This window comes from Nocardioides sp. LMS-CY (assembly GCF_018732145.1).
Classification (GTDB): Bacteria; Actinomycetota; Actinomycetes; order Propionibacteriales; family Nocardioidaceae; genus Nocardioides; species Nocardioides soli.
Genome location: NZ_CP076104.1, coordinates 790,045 through 807,963, shown reverse-complemented (window position 1 = coordinate 807,963; position 17,919 = coordinate 790,045). Strand labels below are relative to the sequence as shown.

Below are 17,919 nucleotides of genomic sequence, written 5' to 3'. Positions count from 1 at the left end.
GTGCCGCCGCGGCCGATTTCAGGGGGTACGCCGCCGCAGCGTGGCCGCGCCCAGCACCAGCCCGGCCACGGCGAAGCCGGCCACCACGGCGAGGTCCTGCCACACGTCGGCCGTCTCGGCCGTCTGCGTCAGGGTCTGCATCGCGTCGACCGCGTAGCTGAGCGGCAGCACGTCGCTCACCCACCCGAGCACCGTCGGCAGCTGGTCGCGTGGGACGAACAGGCCGCACAGCAGGATCTGCGGGATCACCACCGCCGGCATGAACTGCACCGCCTGGAACTCGGTCTGCGCGAACGCGCTGACGAACAGGCCGAGCGCGGTGCCGAGCACGGCGTCGACCACGGCGACGACCACGAGGAGCCAGACCGGGCCCTGCACCTGCAGGTCGAGGACGCCGACGCTGAGCGCCACCGCCAGCACCGACTGCACCGCCGCGACCAGACCGAACGCCACGCCGTACCCGAGCAAGAAGTCGAGCTTGCCCATCGGCATCGTGAGCAGCCGCTCCAGGGTGCCGCCGCTGCGCTCGCGGAGGGTGGTGACGCTGGTGACCAGGAACATCACGATGAAGGGGAACATCGCGAGCAGCGCCGGGCCGACCTCGTCGAAGACCGGGGTGTCCTGGAACATCCACCACAGCAGGGTGATCAGCAGGCAGGGCAGCACCAGCAGCAGGGCGAGCGTGCGGTGGTCGCGGCGCAGCTGGGTGAGCACCCGCGCGGCGACGGTGATCCTCGAGGTCATCCGGCGTCCTCCCTCACGATCGCCAGGAACGCGTGCTCGACGCTGTCGGCGCCGGCCTTCTCCTTGATCTCGGCGGGCGTGCCGTCGGCGATGATCCGGCCCTCGCGCATCAGCAGCAGCCGGTCGCAGCGCTCGGCCTCGTCCATGACGTGACTGGAGACGAAGACGGCGGTGCCCCGGTCGGCGAGGCGGTGGAAGAGCCCCCAGAGGTCCTCGCGGAGCACGGGGTCGAGGCCGACCGTGGGCTCGTCGAGCACGAGCAGCACCGGCTCGCCCAGCAGCGCGACCGCCAGGCTGGCTCGGCTGCGCTGGCCGCCGCTGAGCCGACCCACGATCTGGTCGCGGTGGCTGCCGAGGTCGACGGCGTCGACCACCCGGTCGATCTCCTCCCTACCGACCCCGAGGACCCGGCAGAAGAACCGGAGGTTCTCGACGACGGTGAGGTCGTCGTACACGCTCGCGGCCTGGGTGACGTAGCCGACCGTCTCGCGCAGCGACCGGCTGCCGGCCGGCTCGCCGAAGACGGTCACGGTCCCCGCCCGGACCTGCTGCACGCCGACCAGGCACCGCATCAGCGTCGACTTGCCGCAGCCGGACGGGCCGAGCAGACCGGTCACGCCGTCGCCGATGGTGACGTCGAGGCGCTCGAGCACCGTGCGCTTCCCGCGGACGACGTGCAGGCCGCGGATCTCGACCGCGTTATTCACCATGCGGTGAATTATGCGCTGGTGGGCGGTTCGGGGCAAGGACGATCGCAGGGATACCCGCCTACGGCAGCGGCATCTCGAAGTACCGCTGGATGGTGGGGGCGACGGCGGCGACGACGTCCTCGGCCGGCAGGGAGGCGAGCGGCTCGAGCTCGAGGACGTAGCGGCCGACGATCAGCCCGAAGATCTGGCTCGCGACGAACGGCATCCGGCGCTCGGGCTGGTCGAGGCCGAGGGCGTCGGCGATCGGCAGGATGATCGCGGGGAGGAAGCCCTCCCGGATCAGCGCGGACCCCTCGGGCTCGAGGATGCCGCGGACCACGCCGAGCAGGGAGGGCTGGAGCTCGGGGTCGTCCCAGACGCCGAGGAACGCCGTGAGCAGCCGCTCGGCCGCGCCGTCGATGCCGCCGACCACGGCCGGGACGATCACGCCGGTCGGGTCGATCGGCAGCTCGAGAGCGGCGACGAAGAGGTCGTGCTTGGTGCCGAAGTAGTGGTGCACGAGCGCGGCGTCGACGCCGGCGTCGGCGGCGATAGACCGCACCGACGTGCGGGCGTAGCCGTGCTCGGCGAAGCGGGCGCGGGCGGCGCCGAGGATCGCCGCGCGCGTGTCGGGTGCCCCGGGACGACGACCCCGTCGTCCCGGCGCACCCGACCTGGCCTGGCTCATGGTCGCTCAGGCTACGACGTGGCGACCCGTTCGGTCCGGGTGCGGTCGAGGGCCACCGCGACCACGACGGCCACGACGATCCCGAACAGCGGCGGGATGCCGACCTCGGCCTCCTTCGACCAGTAGGCGACCCCGCTGGCCACGGCGTACGTCGCGATGTTGCGCCAGTCGAGCGCCACCGGCGCGTGATCGGCCGGGATGCCGCGCCGCCAGCGCAGGAAGAAGTCCGCGATGATCACGCCGCCGAGCGGCGGGATGAACGTGCCGAGCAGGCCGAGGTAGTCGATCAGGTGGTTCTGGACCCCGGTCAGCGCCAGCACCGTGCCGATCACCGAGCCGCCGATGACGAACGGCGTCTTGGTCGGCCGCTCGAACAGCTCCGCGCCGGCCACGCCGAAGGCGTACGCCGTGTCGGCGTTCGACTTCCACAGGTTGCCGAAGAGCAGGAAGACGCCCCAGCCGACCAGGCCGAGATTGTACAGCACCAGCACGAAGTCGCCCTCGCCGAAGGTGATCGCGCCGATGGCGCCGAAGAGGATCATCAGCCCGTTGCCGACCAGGAAGCCGATCAGGCAGGCCCAGACCGCCTGCGAGCCGGACCGGCCGAAGCGGGTCCAGTTGGGCGCCTGGGTGCCGGCCGAGACGAACGTGCCGACGACGGTGGTGATCGCGACGGACAGCGCCATGGTGGCGCTCGGCTCGACGTCGAACAGGCCGCCCAGGCCGCCGACCTCCTCGAGCGAGCGGACCACGACCCACACCGCCAGGATCAGGATGAGCGGCGTGGACACCAGGGAGACCCAGTACATCCCGCGGTAGCCGTAGCAGGCGGTCACGCACATCAGCACGCTGGTGAGCACCATGATCGACGCCTTCGCGGCGTACGACTCCCAGCCGGCCGCCTCGGCGGTCAGGTCGCCGATCGTGCCGACGACCACGCCGTACCACCCGATCTGGGTGCCGCCCAGCAGGATCGAGGCCAGCTTCGAGCCGCGGTTGCCGAAGCTGTAGCGGGCCATCACGACGGTCGTCAGCCCGGTGCGCGCGCCGACGTAGCCCATCAGCGCGACGTAGGTGCCGAGGATCGCGGAGCCGGCCAGGATCACCAGCAGCAGCTCGCCGAACCCGAACGCCGGCCCGAGCTGCGCGCCGGCGAGCATCGTCGGCGTGAAGATCGTGAAGCCGAGCAGCACGACCGCCAGCGAGAGGAACGACTTGCGGGCGCTCAGCGGGACGGGCGTGACGGGGTAGTCCGGGTCGACGGGGTCGACGTCGACCCCGTCGCGGCCGTCGACGTTCGTGGTCACGCCTCCTCCCCGATGTCCTCGGCCCAGATCTCCGCGCGCTCGTCGAGCATCCGGTCCATCAGCTGCTTGCAGGTCGGGTCGTCGAGGACGTCGACGACCACGCCCCGGCTGCGCAGCCAGCTCTCGGAGGCCTCGAACGTGCGGTTCTCGCCCACGACGATCCGCGGGATGTCGTAGAGGACCGCGGTGCCCGCGCACATGAAGCACGGCGAGAGCGTCGTGTAGAGCACGCTGGTGCGGTAGACCGACGCGGGGAGCCGGCCGGCCCGCTCGATGCAGTCGGTCTCACCGTGCCGGATCGCGCTGCCGAGCTGGACCCGGCGGTTGCGGCCCACCGCGAGTACCTCGCCGTCGTTGGTGACCAGCGCGGCCCCGATCGGGACGCCGCCCTCCTCCCAGCCGATCCGCGCCTGGTCGATGGCGAGTCCGAGGAAGTGCTTGTCGTCGAGGTGTTCTGCGGTGGTCACGGAGGGCCTCCCTTTGCCGTCGGGTGCGGACGCGACTGCGCTGCACGCCGACACGATGGCCAGTGCCAGGATCCGACCACAAGGGACACTGTGTCCGGTCCCCACACCATCTTGGGAGACAGACTGCTCGCCTGACGGCAGCATGGGGCCATGATGCCGACGCTGCGGGACGTCCTCGCCATGCCGTCCTTCCGGTCCGCCTCGGTCGAGGTCGTGACCGGCGACCTCGACGCGGTCGTGCGCTGGGTGCACTCCTCCGAGGTCTACGAGATGGGCGGGCTGCTCGCCGGCGGCGAGGTGCTGCTCACCTCCGGCCTCGGCCTGCACGGCCGCACCGCCGAGCAGCTGGTGGCCTACGTCGACCAGCTCGCCGACGCCGGCTGCGTAGCGCTCGCGATGGAGATCGGCCGCTCGTTCTTCGACGTGCCGCCGGAGCTGATCGACACCGCGCGGCGCCGCGACGTGGCCTTCCTGGCCCTGCACTCGGTGGTGCCCTTCGAGCGGATGGTCGAGGACTTCCACGACCTGCTCGTACGCCGCAAGCTCGGGTCGACGCGGTCGAGCGAGGCGATCTGGCAGGAGCTGCTGTCGCCGGTGATGTTCGGCCAGGGCATGGCCGTGCTCCTCGACGCGGTCGCGCGCCTGGCCGGCTGCGCCGCCGAGCTGGTCGACACCGACGGCCGCGTCGTCGAGCGGAGCCGGATCGCGGTCCCGTCGTCGGAGACCGACCGGGTCGTGACCGAGGTGCGCGTCCAGGCCGGGGTCGCCGGACGGGTGGTGCTGCTCGGGCGCGGCACGGCACGGCGTACGGCCGTGGCCCACCGAGCGGCGGCGGCGGTGGCGCTCGAGCTCGGCCGCCATCCCGGCGTGGGGCAGCGCCCCTCGCTCGCGCAGGCGATCGTCACCGACCTCGTGACCGGGGCGTTGGCGTCCGCCGGCGACCTGCGCAAGCGGCTGACGGACATCGGCTGGACGCCGGGCGAGAGCCAGCACGTGCTGGTCGCGGCCGTCGACGTCGACCACAAGGTGCCGGTGCAGGAGCTGCTCCCCCCGGTGCGGGAGGCGGTGCACGAGGTGCTGGGGCCCTGCGTCTCGGGAGTCGCCGGCAGCCAGGTGGTCGTGCTCGCGCACGGGTGGCAGCGCGCGGAGCCGCAGCGGCTGCGCGCGGCGTTCGTCGAGGTGTACGACGCCGTGCTGGCCGGGGCGGGCGACCTCGCCGTCGCCGTCCGCACCCTGGCGGTGGCCGCGCCCGTCGTCGACCTCGCCGAGGTGGGCGCCGCCGTCGCCCAGGCCCGTGAGGTGGTGCAGATCGCCCGTCGGTTCGGCACCCGGACCGGCGTCCTGCTGACCCGCGACGTCGGCGTGCAGCGGCTGCTGGCCGCCGGACCGGCCGCGGCCCTGGCGGCGTTCGTCTCCGAGCAGCTCGGGCCGCTGATCGACCACGACCGCGAGACCTCCGGCGACCTGGTCCGCACGCTCGACGCGTTCGTCAGCCACGGCGCCAGCAAGGCCCGGACGGCCACGGCGCTCGGCATCCGGCGCCAGTCCCTCTACGCCCGGCTGGCCCGGGTCGAGCGGCTGCTGGGCATCTCGCTCGACGACGCCGCACAGGTGAGTTGCCTCTCCGTCGCCCTGGTGGCCTGGCGGATGCGCACCGGCCTGGACCTGCAGGCGGCGTTCGACCGGAAGCCCGCCTAGGGACCGGTGGCGACGGGGAAGTGCTCGCGCGCGAACTCCAGCGACTCGCGCAGGTCGCGCTCCCGCTCGGCGCGGTCGACGCACTTGCGGGTGTTGATCTCCAGCACGATGTCGCCGCCGAAGCCGGTCGCCGCGAGGTGGTGGAGGAACGCGTCGGCACCCATCGTCCCCCGGCCCGGGACGAGGTGCTCGTCCTTCGCCGACCCGGTGCCGTCGGTGAGGTGGATGTGCCGCAGCCGGTCACCGAGCCGGTTCGCCATCTCGATCACGTCGTCGTGGGCGATCGCCGCGTGCGACAGGTCGATCGTGGTGTTGGTGTAGGGCTGGTCGGAGGGGTCCCATCCAGGCAGGTACATCTCCATCGACCGGCCGGAGGCCCGCCACGGGTACATGTTCTCCACCGCGAACGCCAGCCCGGTCGATGCCTCCAGGGCGGCGATGCCGTCGACGAAGTCACGCGCGTAGGTCTTCTGCCAGCGGAACGGCGGGTGCACCACGACCACGTCCGCGCCGACGGCGTGCGCCATCTCCGCGGACCGCTCGAGCTTGCTCCACGGCTCGGTGCCCCAGACCCGCTGGGTGAACAGCAGACAGGGCGCGTGCACGGCCGAGACCGGCACGCCGTGGTGCTCGGAGAGCTGCTTGATCGCCGACGTCTGCTGGCTCAGCGCGTCGATGCCGACCATCACCTCGACCGAGTCGTAGCCCACCGAGGCGGCGTACGTGAAGGCGTGCGCCGACGACTCGGGGTAGACCGAGACGGTCGAGAGGCCGATGCGTGAGCCGCTCATCAGAACGCGAGGTCGCTGATCTGGTCGAGGCGCTCGAGGATCACGCCCTCGCGCAGCGCCCACGGGCAGACCTCCAGCGCCGGGAGCTCGAAGATGTCCATGACCGCCTCCGCGACCAGGGCGCCGGGCAGGATCTGGTGGGCGCGACTCGGCGAGACCCCCGGCAGCTGCGCGAGCTCGTCGTGCCCCATCGCCGCCAGCTTGGGGATCCACTCCGCGAGCACGTCGAAGGCCAGCGACCGCGGCACCAGCGGGCCCTCCGCCGACGGCGCCGCACCGCAGATGCGAGCCAGGGACCGGAACGTCTTCGAGGTGCCTGCCGCATGGTCGGGCGAGCCCGGGCGCAGCAGCCGGCCGGCGTCGCGGGCGATGTCGGCGCGGATCTGCCGGCGCAGCTGCGGGATCGCCTCGTCCCCGACCGGACCGGCGGCGAGGTGCTGTCGGGCCAGCCGGGCCGCCCCGAGGGGCAGCGACCAGGCCACCTCCGGCTCCTCGTCGGCCCCGCCGGCGATCTCCAGCGAACCTCCGCCGATGTCGAAGACCCAGAGCCGGCCTGCCGACCAGCCGAGCCAGCGGCGTACGGCCAGGAAGGTCAACCGCGCCTCGTCCTCGCCCGCCAGCACCACGATCGACCGGCCGGTGCGCTCGCGCACCTCGTCGAGGACCGCGTCGGAGTTGATCGCGTCGCGGACCGCCGAGGTCGCGAAGGCCAGCATGTCCTCGCAGCCCTTCTCCTCCGCGACCCGCTGCGCACCGATCGTGAACTCCGCCAGGGCGTCGATCCCCTGCCGGGACACCGAGCCGGTGGCGTCGAGGTGCTCGGCCAGGCGCAGCGGCTCCTTGTGGGAGTACGCCGGGAGCGGGGCCGCGCCACGGTGCGCGTCGACGACCAGCAGGTGCCCGGTGTTGGAACCGATGTCGAGGACGCCCAAGCGCATGTATCCCACGCTACTAGGACGACCCGGCGCGCGACGTAGGGTTGGGGTCGTGCCCGAAGTCGACCTGGTCTTCCCTCGCGCGTACGTCGAGTTCGTGAACCCGGACGACGAGTCCGAGGTGATGCGCTGCGACCTCACCTGGCTGACGTCGAGCTACCGGTGCATCTTCGGGGAGGGCTGCCCGGGCATCTACGCGGACGCACCCGACGTCGGCTGCTGCACGCTGGGCGCCCACTTCGCCGACAAGACCGACGAGAAGCGGGTCGCGGCGTACGTCGACATGCTCGACGAGAACCTGTGGCAGCAGAAGCCGCAGGGCCGCGCCGTCCGGAAGAAGGACTGGATCGAGGTCGACGAGGACGGCGAACGCAAGACGCGCACCACCACCGTCGACGGCCAGCAGGCGTGCGTGTTCCACAACCGCAAGGACTTCGCCCCGCCGACGGGCGGGGGCGGCGCGGGCTGCGCCCTGCACGCACTGGCCTACGTGCTCGGGAAGAACCCCGTCGAGACCAAGCCGGACGTGTGCTGGCAGCTGCCGATCCGGCGCACCTTCCGCTCCGTGGAGCGGCAGGACGGCACGACGTACACCGAGGTCTCGATCGGCGAGTACGACCGCCGCGGCTGGGGTCCGGGCGGGCACGACCTCGACTGGTACTGCTCGGGCAACACCGAGGCGCACGTCGCACCCGAGCCCGTCTACGTCACCCACGAGGCCGAGCTGACCGAGCTGATGGGCCGGGCGGCGTACGCCGAACTGATCCGGCACTGCGACGCGCACGTGCGGTCGCGCTCGGCGCTGGCGCTGCATCCCGCCGACCCGCACTGACGCGCCGCGCACCCCTGAGAGCTGACCTCTCGACGTCAAGAAACAACGACCCCGGTGTCCGACGACTCCGGACGAGCACACACAATCTCTGCATGCGCCTGGACCATCTTTCTTTCGCCGCAGGACCTGATGGCCTCGCCAGCACTGCCCAGCGACTCGGGGGACTGCTCGGCAAGGAGTTCGTCGACGGCGGCGTCCACCCTCGCTTCGGCACCCGCAACATGATCCTGCCGCTCGCCGGCGACACCTACCTCGAGATCGTCGAGGCCCTGGACCACCCCGCATCCGACAAGGCCCCCTTCGGCCAGGCCGTCAAGGCCCGCTCCGCCCTCGGTGGCGGATGGCTCGGCTGGGTGGTCGCCGTCGACGACATCTCGGTCGTGGAGTCCCGGCTCGGCCGCGAGGCCGCGAACGGCAACCGGCACCTGCCCGACGGTGTCGAGCTGCTCTGGAAGCAGATCGGCGTCAACGGCCTGATCGCCGACCCCCAGCTGCCCTTCTTCATCGAGTGGGAGAGCCCCCGCGAGATGCACCCCAGCAACGGCGCCGACCCGGCGTTCTCCCTGGCCTGCCTGGAGATCGCGGGCGATCCGCTGCGCGTCAGCGAGTGGCTCGGCCAGACCGTCGAGGCGCCGCTGGAGGACGTCAAGGTCGAGTGGGTCGCGCCCAACGGCACCCCCGGCATCCTGGCCGCGCAGGTCCAGACGCCGAACGGCCTCGTGCGGCTCTAGTCCGACCCTGAACATCTCCCCCGGGGCCCGCCCGAGCCCCAACATCTGGCACCACACCGCGACGTACGAGGCCGAGAACCGCGCCGTCGACCCCGACGGTGCGATCGAGGCCGCGATGCGGTCGGTGGCGACCTGGGACGGCCGGGCCGTCCTCGACATCGGGTGCGGCAGCGGCTTCCATCTCCCGTGGCTCGCCTCGACGGCGGCGTCGGTGGTCGGCGTGGAGCCGCACGGCGACCTGATCGCGCTGGCCCGGCGACGCACCCGTCGGCTCCCCCACGTCACCGTCCTGCAGGGCACGGCCCAGCACCTGCCGATCCCCGACGCGTGCGTGGACGTCGTGCACGCCCGGTGGGCCTACTTCTTCGGGCCCGGCTGCGAGCCCGGCCTGGCCGAGCTCGACCGCGTCGTACGACGCGGCGGCACGGCGTACGTGGTCGACAACGACCCGACCCGGTCCACCTTCGGCTCGTGGTTCCGGCGCGGGTACCCCGAGGTCGACCCCGCGGCCGTCGAGCGCTTCTGGTCGACCCGCGGCTGGACCCGGATCCCGGTCGACATGCGCTGGTCGTTCGGCTCGCGCGCCGACCTGGAGAGCGTGGTGCGGATCGAGTTCGCCGCCCAGGTCGCCGACACCGTGCTGGCCGAGCACACCGGCACCGAGGTCGACTACGCCGTCAACGTGTGGTGGCGCGACTACTAGCCCGTGTCGATCAGCCGGTCCCGCGCACCGAGAGCGTCGGGGCGAGCATCACCCCGGGGCCGACGACGGGCGGGTGGGCCAGCAGGCCCGCCAGCGCGGCCACGACCGCGACGGCGACGTCCTCGAGCGGCTGCCGGACCGAGGTGAGGCCGGGCGGGACGACCTGGGCGACCTGCGAGTCGTCGAAGCCGACGACCGCCACCTGCTCACCCGGCCGCAGGTCGCGGTCGCGGAGCGTGTGCAGCACGCCCATCGCCAGCGTGTCGGAGGCGCACACGAACGCCGAGGGCCGGGCGCTGTCGAGCAGATGGGCGCTCGCCTCGCGCCCGGAGGCGACGGTGTCCTCGACCCGCGACGCGAGGCCGGACGTCGACAGCCCGCGGCCGTGCATCGCGCGCGACCATCCCGACCGGCGGTCCTCGCCGATCCGGGAGTCCTGGCGCCAGCCGATCCAGGCGATCCGCTCGTGGCCGCGGTCCAGCAGGTGGGTCGTCGCCAGCTCGGTGCCGGCCGCACCGTCGACGTCGACCCACGGGTGCCGGGCCTGGCCCACGTGTCCGGACTGCAGGGTGTCCCAGGGCCGGCCGAAGGCGACGAACGGCGCGCGCCGCTCATCGAGCCAGGCGGCCTGCGGGTTCCCGAGATAGGTGTCGGTGACGACGAACGCGTCCACGGCCGTGGACCGGAGCAGGTCGTCGTACCCCGCGATCGGGTCCGCACCGTCGCCGGCGAAGAGCAGCACGTGGTAGCCCGCCTCGCGCGAGGTGTCGACGAGGGAGTGCACGAAGCGGTCCATGGTGGCGTTCGCCGTGCCCTCCTGGGCCGGGCCGATGCGCATCCCGATCAGGTGCGAGGCGCGGGTGCGCAGGTTGCGCGCGGCACGGTTCGGCGAGTAGCCGAGTGCGGCGATCGCCTGCTGCACGCGGGCCAGGGTGTCCGGCCGCAGCAGGTCGGGGTTGTTGATGGCGTTGGAGACCGTCTGACGCGAGACCCCGGCGCGCTCGGCGACGTCGGTCAGCGTCGGCGGCGGGGTCGGCGGCAGGGTCGGCGGCGGGGTCGGCGTCGCCAGCCGCGCGACGCCGCGCCGGACCACGGGCTCGCTCCCGGACACCCCCACCTCCTCGGTCGCCACAGGGTCTTGATCGATCCAATGACACCACAGGTGGTCGCTCGTCCACAGGCGGTGCGGCGGGCCGGGGACGCGGTGTCGGCGCCGCCCCTTAGCGTGTGCGGCATGTCGAAGACTCCCAGGCCCGCCTACCGCTGCTCCGAGTGCGGTTGGGAGACCGGGAAGTGGGTGGGCCGGTGCGGCGAGTGCCAGGCCTGGGGCTCGGTGGCCGAGGCCGCCGCGGTCCCTACCGGCCGCACGGCCGCCACGCCCGTGTCCACCCCGGCCGTCCCGATCGGCGAGGTGTCGGTGGAGGAGTCGGCGTTCCGCACCAGCGGCGTGCCCGAGCTCGACCGGGTGCTCGGCGGCGGCCTGGTGCCGGGCGCCGCGATCCTGCTGGCCGGCGAGCCCGGCGTCGGCAAGAGCACCCTGCTGCTCGAGGTCGCCGCGCAGACCGCGCGCTACCAGCGCCGCACGCTCTACGTCACCGGCGAGGAGTCCGCCTCGCAGGTCCGGTTGCGCGCCGACCGCACCGGCGGCGTCCACGACGAGCTGTTCCTCGCGGCCGAGACCGACCTGGGCGCGGTGCTGACGCACATCGAGCAGGTCCGCCCGGCCCTGCTGGTCGTCGACTCGGTGCAGACCATCGGCGCGTCCGGCATCGACGGGGTCCCGGGTGGCGTCACCCAGGTCAAGGAGGTCGCGGCGGCCCTGATCCGGGTCGCCAAGACCCGCAACATCACCACGGTCCTGGTCGGCCACGTCACCAAGGACGGCTCGATCGCCGGGCCTCGGGTCCTCGAGCACCTGGTCGACGTGGTGCTGCACTTCGAGGGCGACCGCAACTCGCGGTTCCGGATGGTGCGCGCGATGAAGAACCGCTTCGGCCCGGTCGACGAGGTGGGCTGCTTCGACCTCGGCGCCGAGGGCATCAGCGCGGTCACCGACCCGACCGGGCTGTTCGTCGAGAACCACCACACCCAGGTCCCCGGCACCTGCGTCGCCGTGTCCATGGAGGGACGGCGGCCGATGCTGGCCGAGGTCCAGGCCCTGGTCACCCACAGCGCGGCCGAGCGTCCCCGGCGCACGACGTCGGGCCTCGACTCCTCCCGCGTCGCGATGGTGATGGCGGTGCTGCACCAGCACTGCGGCATCCGGCTGCAGGCCATGGACGTGTTCGCCTCGACGGTCGGTGGCGCCCGCGTGGTCGAGCCGGCCAGCGACCTCGCGGTCGCGGTCGCGCTCGCCTCGGCCTTCGAGGGCACGCCCGCGCCACGCGGCATGGTCGCGATGGGCGAGATCGGCCTGGCCGGCGAGCTGCGCCGGGTCCGCGACCTCCCGCAGCGGCTCGCGGAGGCGGCGCGGCTCGGCTTCCAGCTCGCGGTGGTGCCGACCGAGCCCGGCCGCCAGCGACCACGCTCGCCCGAGTCGTGGACCGTCGACGGCATGCGGGTGATCGACGTGCCCGACGTACGCTCCGCGCTGCGGCTGGTCGACCTGGTGGCCGAGGGCGGCCCCAGCCGACCCCACGCGCTCTGACGGGCCCCCGGCCAGACCCACGAGGGGCGCGCGGCCCCAGGCTGTGAGCGATCTGTGACCTTCCCGACGGGCGACACGCCCTAGACTGACCGCGCGGGGCCGATCGGACGCCGCCGCAGCCTCAGTCCAACGGGGAGGAACCTCGAGGTGGCCACCGACCGCTCTGACGAGCAGCTGCGCCTGCGCGCGACACTCGCCACGATCGCGCCGGGCACCTCCCTGCGCGACGGCCTGGAGCGCATCCTGCGGGGCCGCACCGGCGCCCTGATCGTGCTCGGCCACGACAAGGTGGTCGAGTCGATCTCGACCGGCGGCTTCACGCTCGACGTGCCGTTCACCGCCACCGGGCTGCGCGAGCTGGCGAAGATGGACGGCGCGATCATCGTCGACAAGGACGTCACCCGGATCCTGCGGGCCGCCGTGCACCTGATGCCCGACCACACGATCCCGTCGGAGGAGACCGGCACCCGGCACCGCACCGCCGACCGGGTGGCGCGCCAGGCCGGCTTCCCGGTCATCTCGGTGTCGCAGTCGATGCAGATCATCGCGGCGTACGTCGGCGCGACCCGCCACGTGCTCGAGGACTCCGGCCAGATCCTCTCCCGGGCCAACCAGGCGCTGGCGACGCTCGAGCGCTACAAGCTCCGCCTCGACGAGGTCTCCAGCACGCTGTCCGCCCTCGAGATCGAGGACCTGGTGACCGTGCGCGACGTCGCGGTCGTTGCGCAGCGGCTCGAGATGGTCACCCGGATCGCCCGCGAGATCGAGGACTACGTGCTCGAGCTGGGCACCGACGGCCGGCTGCTGTCGCTGCAGTTGGAGGAGCTCGTCACCGGCGTCGACACCGAGCGCGAGCTGGTGATCCGCGACTACCTGCCCGTCGGCCGCCGGTCCCGCACGCCGGAGTCCGTGCTCGCCCGCCTGGAGTCGCTGTCGTCGACCGAGCTCGTCGACCCGGCCGCCGCCGCCCGGGCGCTCGGCCTCGGCACCGGCGAGCACCTCGACGGCGCGGTCGCCCCCCGCGGCTACCGGCTGCTCGCCAAGGTGCCCCGCCTGCCCAGCGCGGTGGTCGACCGGCTCGTCGACCACTTCGGCACGCTGCAGAAGCTGCTCTCCGCCGGCATCGACGACCTGCAGGCGGTCGACGGCGTCGGCGAGCTGCGCGCCCGCAGCGTCCGCGAGGGGCTCTCCCGGCTGGCCGAGTCCACCATCCTCGAGCGCTACGTCTGACGCAGCCCTCAGTCCGGCTCGACCGCGCCCGACGGAGACTGACCCGGCTTCTTCTTGGGCTTCTTCTCGGGCTGGTTCTTGGGTTGGTTCTTCGGGGTCGCCGTCACGGTCACGGTCGCGGCCGCCGGGGTCTTCAGCTCGAACTGCACGTCCGACGGCTCACCCCCGAGGGCTGCCGCCGTGACGTGGTACCAGCCGGGCATCGCCCAGGCGGTGCCCACCATGCACGTGCTGCCGGAGCGCTTGGCCTGCTTCCACACGAGTCCGACGTTCGTGGTGACGGCCTTGCGGACGACGACGTCACGACGCGGGACGGCCTGTGGGCACTGGCGGCTGCTCCAGATTGGGTCCTTGCCCGAGGTGATGTTCACGGTCAGCGCACGGGGAGTGACCCGCCAGGTGCAGGCCTCCGCGGTGATCGTGCGCAGCTGCAGCACGATCATCACGTCACGGCCGCCCACGGCGTTGCCGACCTTGGGCGTGACGGCGATGTCGGAGCCGACACACGGGCCGGTCGGCGCCGCGAGCACGGGGGCCGTGCTGGTCTGCTTGCCCTTGCCGGGCCGCTTCTTCTTGGTGCGGGTCTCCCCCGGTGTGACCGGACCGGTGCCGCCGGTCACGGCCGGGGCCGAGGACGTGTCGGCGGAGAGCTCCGCCGCGTCGTCGGCGCCGTCCTTGGCGTCGCTGCCGCCGCCGAGCAGCCGGGCGATCGCCACCACGAGCAGGACGGCGGTGCCGAGCACCAGGATCCGGCGTACCCAGTAGACCCGGGCCGGCAGCGGACCACGGGTCAGGGCAGGCATGCCCCAACGCTAGTGAGCGGCCCGCCCGCGGTGGCGGTGCCACACCGGGGACAATGGCGGCGACATGAGTGAGCTGCACGAACCGATCCTGCGGTGGTACGACGAGCATGCCCGCGAGCTGCCCTGGCGCGGGCCCGACGCCTCGCCGTGGTCGGTGATGGTCTCCGAGTTCATGCTCCAGCAGACCCCGGTCAGCCGGGTGCTGCCCGTGCACCAGGAGTGGCTGCGCCGCTGGCCGGCGCCGGCCGACCTGGCCGCGGAGCCGACCGGCGAGGCGGTGCGCGCCTGGGGCCGGCTCGGCTACCCGCGGCGCGCGCTGCGGCTGCACGCCGCCGCCACCGCGATCGTCGAGCAGCACGACGGCGAGGTGCCCGCGGCGTACGACGACCTGCGGGCGCTGCCCGGCATCGGCGACTACACCGCGGCCGCGATCGCGAGCTTCGCGCACGGTCGGCGCCACGTGGTGCTGGACACCAACGTGCGGCGGGTGTTCGCCCGGGTCATCCAGGGCGTGGAGTTCCCGTCGCCGTCGGTGACGAAGGCCGAGCGGGAGGTCGCGCTCGAGGTGCTTCCCGACGAGGACGCCACCGCCGCAACCTGGTCGGTCGCCGTGATGGAGCTCGGCGCGCTGGTGTGCACGGCCGCCGGCCCGCGCTGCCACGACTGCCCGGTCGCCGACCGGTGCGCCTGGCGGTCGGCCGGCCACCCGGCGTACGACGGCCCGCCCCGCAAGGTGCAGACCTGGGCCGGCACGGATCGCCAGTGCCGGGGCCGGCTGCTCGCGGTGCTGCGCGACACCGACGGCCCGGTGCACCGCTCCCGGCTCGACGCCGCCTGGTCGGAGGATGGCCAGCGGATCCGCTGCCTGGCCTCACTCATCGAGGACGGCCTGGTCGCCCACGTCGGCCCCGACACCTACGCCCTGCCCTGAAATGCCGAGTCGGCGCCAGATCGCATCCGTCAGGTGCAATCTGGCGCCGACTCGCGGGTGATTTGGCGCCGACTCGGCTACTCGGCGCTGCGCGGGACGTCGCTGCCGCTGTCGGAGTCGTCCGGGCCCTCGAGGGAGGGCTCGGTCGCGGAGACCTCGGCGGTCTCGAACGGCGGCAGGTCGGGCAGCTCGCCGACCTTCTGGCCGTGGAAGGTGAACGACGCGGCCGGGCCCTCGCCCTCGACGTCGACCAGCACGATCTGACCGGGGCCGACCTCGCCGTACAGCATCTTCTCGGCGAGCACGTCCTCGATCTCGCGCTGGACGGTACGACGCAGCGGGCGGGCGCCCAGGACCGGGTCGAAGCCCCGCTCGGCGAGCAGGTTCTTCGCGGCCTGGGTGAGCTCGATCCGCATGTCGCGGTCCTTCAGGCGGACCTCGACCGACGCGATCATGTTGTCGACCATGTGGACGATCTGCTCCTGCGACAGCGGCGGGAACACGATGATCTCGTCGACGCGGTTGAGGAACTCCGGGCGGAAGTGCTGCTTGAGCTCGTCCTGCACCTTGTTCTTCATCCGGTCGTAGTCGCCGGGGCCACCAGCACCGCCGGCGAAGCCGAGGTTGACGCCCTTGGCGATGTCCTTGGTGCCGAGGTTGGTGGTCATGATGATGACGGTGTTCTTGAAGTCGACCACCCGGCCCTGCGAGTCGGTCAGGCGACCCTCCTCGAGGATCTGCAGCAGGCTGTTGAAGATGTCGGGATGCGCCTTCTCGACCTCGTCGAAGAGCACGACCGAGAACGGCTTGCGGCGCACCTTCTCGGTGAGCTGGCCGCCCTCCTCGTAGCCGACGTAGCCCGGAGGCGAGCCGAAGAGCCGCGAGACGGTGTGCTTCTCGCCGAACTCCGACATGTCGAGCTGGATCAGCGCGTCCTCGTCGCCGAAGAGGAACTCCGCGAGCGTCTTGGACAGCCAGGTCTTACCGACACCGGACGGGCCGGCGAAGATGAACGAGCCGCCGGGCCGCTTCGGGTCCTTCAGGCCGGCGCGGGTACGCCGGATCGCGCGCGACAGCGCCTTGACTGCCTCGTCCTGGCCGATGACCCGCTTGTGGAGCTCGTCCTCCATCTTGAGCAGCCGGGTCGACTCCTCCTCGGAGAGCTTCACGATCGGGATGCCGGTCGCCACGGCGAGCACCTCGGCGATCAGCTCCTCGTCGACCTCCGCGACCTCGTCCATGTCGCCCGCACGCCACTGCTTCTCGCGCTCGGACTTCTTCAGGATGAGCTGCTTCTCCTCGTCGCGCAGGCGCGCGGCGGCCTCGAAGTCCTGGCCGTCGATCGCGGCCTCCTTGCGCTGACGGACCTCGCCGATCTTGTCGTCGTACTCGCGCAGGTCGGCGGGCGCCGTCATCCGGCGGATCCGCAGCCGCGAGCCGGCCTCGTCGATCAGGTCGATCGCCTTGTCGGGCAGGAAGCGGTCGGAGATGTAGCGGTCGGCCAGCGTCGCCGCCGAGACCAGCGCCTCGTCGGTGATGGTGACGCGGTGGTGCGCCTCGTAGCGGTCGCGCAGGCCCTTGAGCATCTCGATCGTGTGCGCGATCGAGGGCTCGGCGACCTGGATCGGCTGGAAGCGGCGCTCCAGCGCGGCGTCCTTCTCGAGGTACTTGCGGTACTCGTCGAGGGTGGTCGCGCCGATGGTCTGCAGCTCGCCGCGGGCCAGCATCGGCTTGAGGATGCTGGCCGCGTCGATCGCGCCCTCGGCCGCGCCGGCCCCGACGAGGGTGTGGATCTCGTCGATGAACAGCACGATGTCGCCGCGCGTGCGGATCTCCTTGAGCACCTTCTTCAGGCGCTCCTCGAAGTCACCGCGGTAGCGCGAGCCGGCCACCAGGGCGCCCAGGTCGAGCGTGTAGATCTGCTTGTCCTTGAGCGTCTCGGGCACGTTGCCCTTGACGATGTCCTGGGCCAGGCCCTCGACGATCGTCGTCTTGCCGACGCCGGGCTCGCCGATGAGGACCGGGTTGTTCTTCGTACGCCGCGAGAGGATCTGCATGACCCGCTCGATCTCCTGCTCGCGGCCGATCACCGGATCCAGCTTGCCCTCGCGGGCGTCCTGGGTGAGGTTGCGGCCGAACTGGTCGAGCACGAGCGAGGACGACGGGGCGTCGCTCTGCGAGCCACCCGTGGTGGCGCCGGCGCCGGCCGCCTCCTTGCCCTGGAATCCCGAGAGCAGCTGGATGACCTGCTGGCGGACCCGGTTGAGGTCGGCGCCGAGCTTCTGCAGCACCTGGGCGGCGACGCCCTCGCCCTCGCGGATCAGGCCGAGCAGGATGTGCTCGGTGCCGATGTAGGAGTGGCCGAGCTGCAGCGCCTCGCGCAGGGACAGCTCGAGCACCTTCTTGGCGCGCGGGGTGAACGGGATGTGGCCGCTGGGCGCCTGCTGGCCCTGGCCGATGATCTCCTCGACCTGCGCGCGCACCGCCTCGAGCGAGATGTCCAGGCTTTCGAGCGCCTTCGCGGCGACACCCTCACCCTCGTGGATGAGGCCGAGCAGGATGTGCTCGGTGCCGATGTAGTTGTGGGAGAGCATGCGGGCCTCTTCCTGGGCCAGCACGACCACCCGGCGGGCTCGGTCAGTGAACCGCTCGAACATGCGTATCTCTCCTACAGGCTTTCGGTGGGGCTACGTAGGTCATCAACCCCGCACACAGCCTACGCG

17 protein-coding genes are annotated in these 17,919 nt (G+C 72.3%); 7 read left to right on the top strand and 10 right to left on the bottom strand.

The window, feature by feature from the left end; all coding sequences use genetic code 11:
- Positions 1-18: 18 nt before the first annotated feature.
- From KM427_RS03870 to KM427_RS03850, 5 genes are read right to left on the bottom strand one after another with little or no spacing between them, the layout of a single operon-like run.
- Positions 19-744, bottom strand: coding sequence for an ABC transporter permease (locus KM427_RS03870; RefSeq protein ID WP_215526319.1), 726 nt, complete (start codon positions 742-744; stop codon positions 19-21).
- Entirely contained in the window at positions 741-1,454 is a 714-nt protein-coding gene (locus KM427_RS03865; RefSeq protein WP_183592704.1) for an ABC transporter ATP-binding protein, read from the bottom strand. Before KM427_RS03865 ends, KM427_RS03870 begins: the two co-directional genes overlap by 4 nt.
- Before the next feature lie 58 nt (positions 1,455-1,512).
- The gene (locus tag KM427_RS03860; RefSeq protein ID WP_215526318.1) at positions 1,513-2,121 is read right to left on the bottom strand and encodes a TetR/AcrR family transcriptional regulator; all 609 of its coding nucleotides are present in this window, start codon (positions 2,119-2,121) and stop codon (positions 1,513-1,515) included.
- Between the two features lie 11 nt (positions 2,122-2,132).
- Positions 2,133-3,428 carry a cytosine permease gene (gene codB / locus KM427_RS03855; RefSeq protein WP_183592702.1) on the bottom strand — a complete coding sequence of 432 codons (1,296 nt, stop codon included), beginning with the start codon at positions 3,426-3,428 and terminating at the stop codon, positions 2,133-2,135.
- The gene (locus KM427_RS03850) at positions 3,425-3,895 is read right to left on the bottom strand and encodes a nucleoside deaminase (protein WP_252275035.1); all 471 of its coding nucleotides are present in this window, start codon (positions 3,893-3,895) and stop codon (positions 3,425-3,427) included. Before KM427_RS03850 ends, codB begins: the two co-directional genes overlap by 4 nt.
- Positions 3,896-4,045: 150 nt before the next feature.
- Between KM427_RS03850 and KM427_RS03845 the strand changes: the two genes are divergently transcribed.
- Complete coding sequence (locus KM427_RS03845) at positions 4,046-5,593, top strand: PucR family transcriptional regulator (RefSeq protein ID WP_183592700.1); 1,548 nt, start codon at positions 4,046-4,048, stop codon at positions 5,591-5,593.
- Here KM427_RS03845 and KM427_RS03840 read toward each other — a convergent pair.
- Both KM427_RS03840 and KM427_RS03835 read right to left on the bottom strand, forming a co-directional pair.
- Positions 5,590-6,384 (bottom strand): sugar phosphate isomerase/epimerase family protein, encoded by a 795-nt coding sequence (locus KM427_RS03840; protein WP_215526316.1) that lies wholly within the window; start codon positions 6,382-6,384, stop codon positions 5,590-5,592. The genes KM427_RS03845 and KM427_RS03840 overlap by 4 nt on opposite strands.
- Complete coding sequence (locus tag KM427_RS03835; protein ID WP_215526315.1) at positions 6,384-7,322, bottom strand: Ppx/GppA family phosphatase; 939 nt, start codon at positions 7,320-7,322, stop codon at positions 6,384-6,386. The genes KM427_RS03840 and KM427_RS03835 overlap by 1 nt, the downstream gene beginning before the upstream one ends.
- A gap of 49 nt (positions 7,323-7,371) precedes the next feature.
- Here KM427_RS03835 and KM427_RS03830 point away from each other — a divergent pair, with 49 nt between their 5' ends.
- The 3 genes from KM427_RS03830 to KM427_RS03820 all read left to right on the top strand — a co-directional run bounded on the left by KM427_RS03830 (position 7,372) and on the right by KM427_RS03820 (position 9,585).
- On the top strand, positions 7,372-8,151 hold the full coding sequence (locus KM427_RS03830) for a DUF3109 family protein (protein WP_215526314.1): 780 nt from the start codon (positions 7,372-7,374) through the stop codon (positions 8,149-8,151).
- 92 nt (positions 8,152-8,243) lie between these two features.
- Complete coding sequence (locus tag KM427_RS03825; protein WP_183592696.1) at positions 8,244-8,882, top strand: VOC family protein; 639 nt, start codon at positions 8,244-8,246, stop codon at positions 8,880-8,882.
- A gap of 115 nt (positions 8,883-8,997) precedes the next feature.
- Positions 8,998-9,585, top strand: coding sequence for a class I SAM-dependent methyltransferase (locus KM427_RS03820; protein ID WP_252275032.1), 588 nt, complete (start codon positions 8,998-9,000; stop codon positions 9,583-9,585).
- Positions 9,586-9,595: 10 nt separating this feature from the next.
- Here KM427_RS03820 and KM427_RS03815 read toward each other — a convergent pair whose 3' ends face one another.
- Positions 9,596-10,696, bottom strand: coding sequence for a LacI family DNA-binding transcriptional regulator (locus tag KM427_RS03815; RefSeq protein WP_252275030.1), 1,101 nt, complete (start codon positions 10,694-10,696; stop codon positions 9,596-9,598).
- Between the two features lie 123 nt (positions 10,697-10,819).
- On the opposite strand from KM427_RS03815, the gene radA reads away from it, so the two are divergent.
- Positions 10,820-12,232: a DNA repair protein RadA gene (radA, locus tag KM427_RS03810; protein WP_183592695.1), complete on the top strand. Its 1,413-nt coding sequence runs from the start codon at positions 10,820-10,822 to the stop codon at positions 12,230-12,232.
- Positions 12,233-12,379: 147 nt separating this feature from the next.
- Complete coding sequence (disA, locus tag KM427_RS03805) at positions 12,380-13,462, top strand: DNA integrity scanning diadenylate cyclase DisA (protein WP_215526313.1); 1,083 nt, start codon at positions 12,380-12,382, stop codon at positions 13,460-13,462.
- Positions 13,463-13,470: 8 nt separating this feature from the next.
- Here disA and KM427_RS03800 read toward each other — a convergent pair whose 3' ends face one another.
- Positions 13,471-14,265 carry a hypothetical protein gene (locus KM427_RS03800; RefSeq protein ID WP_215526312.1) on the bottom strand — a complete coding sequence of 265 codons (795 nt, stop codon included), beginning with the start codon at positions 14,263-14,265 and terminating at the stop codon, positions 13,471-13,473.
- Positions 14,266-14,329: 64 nt separating this feature from the next.
- Here KM427_RS03800 and KM427_RS03795 point away from each other — a divergent pair, with 64 nt between their 5' ends.
- On the top strand, positions 14,330-15,196 hold the full coding sequence (locus tag KM427_RS03795; protein ID WP_215526311.1) for an HhH-GPD family protein: 867 nt from the start codon (positions 14,330-14,332) through the stop codon (positions 15,194-15,196).
- 77 nt (positions 15,197-15,273) lie between these two features.
- On the opposite strand, the gene KM427_RS03790 is transcribed toward KM427_RS03795, so the two are convergent.
- Positions 15,274-17,853, bottom strand: coding sequence for an ATP-dependent Clp protease ATP-binding subunit (locus KM427_RS03790; RefSeq protein ID WP_183592692.1), 2,580 nt, complete (start codon positions 17,851-17,853; stop codon positions 15,274-15,276).
- Positions 17,854-17,919 lie beyond the last annotated feature (66 nt).